The 1,324-nt window shown below is 65.6% G+C and carries 1 protein-coding gene; it reads left to right on the forward strand.

Features of this window, described 5'->3' with window-relative positions:
* Nucleotides 1-1,324 (forward strand): beta strand repeat-containing protein (locus AC1Q6P_RS21195; RefSeq protein ID WP_492703321.1); only part of this gene is annotated, 1,324 nt, incomplete at both ends.

Genomic DNA, 1,324 nt, shown 5'->3' on the forward strand with positions numbered 1-1,324 from the left:
GCAGCAACCTGCAAGCCGGTGCGGCAGCGATCACGCTGACCGAGAGCGGCAACAACTTCAGCGGCGCAGTGAGCCTCAGCAACACCGGTTCGAACCACGTTCAGATCACCGACTCCAATGCCTTGACGCTCGGGCCGCTGAGCGTTGCCACAGGCAACTTGACCGTGACCTCAACCGGCGCGCTGAACCTGGGCACAGGCTCCGTAGGCGGCAACCTGGTCGCAGCCTCCAACGGTGGCGCCATCACGCAGACTGCAGGTGGCTTGGCGGTGGGCGGAAGCAGCAACCTGCAAGCCGGTGCGGCAGCGATCACGTTGACCGAGAGCAGCAACAACTTCAGCGGCGCGGTGAACCTCAGCAACACCGGTTCGAACCACGTTCAAATCACCGACACCAACGCCCTGACGCTCGGGACGCTGAATGTGGCCTCGGGCAACCTGACTGTGAACTCAACGGGCGCCCTGAACCTGGGCACGGGCACGGTGGGCGGCAACCTGGTCGCAGCCTCCAACGGTGGCGCCATCACGCAGACTGCAGGTGGCTTGGCGGTGGGCGGCAGCAGCAACCTGCAAGCCGGTGCGGCAGCGATCACGCTGACCGAGAGCAGCAACAACTTCAGCGGCGCGGTGAACCTCAGCAACACTGGGGCGAACCACATCCAGGTCACCGACACCAGCGCCTTGACGCTCGGGATGCTGAATGTAGCCGCGGGCAACCTGACTGTGAATTCGACCGGTGCGCTGAACCTGGGCACGGGCACGGTGGGCGGCAATCTGGTCGCGGCCTCCAACGGCGGCGCCATCACGCAGACTGCGGGCGGCTTGACGGTGGGCGGCAGCAGCACCTTCCAATCCGGTGCTGCAACGATCACACTGACCGAGAACACCAACAGCTTTGCGGGAGCGGTCTCTCTGAACACCAGTGGGTCCGCGGCCGCTGCGATCAAAAGCAGCAGCTTGAACCTGGCCACGAGCACGGTCGGTGGGGCGCTGGAGGCAATAGCAACAACGGGCGGCATCACACAAAGTGGCGTCATCACGCTCGGCGCCGACGGCAACAGCTTCGGCGCCACCGCGGCAAACCAGTCCATCACGCTCAACGCCGCCAACGTCTTCGGCAGCAACACGGTCGCGCTCACCAGCGGCGCCGACGCCAGCATCAGCGCCGATGCGCTCAAGTTCGCCACCAGCAGCATCGGTGGCAAGCTCATCGCCACGGCCAGCACCGGCAGCATCACCCAGACAGGGGCGCTGAACCTCGGCGCCGACGGCAACAGCTTCAACACCAGCACGGCCAACCAGGCGATCACGCTGACGGCGGCCAA

This window comes from Roseateles sp. GW835-FHT13E02 (assembly GCF_058794035.1).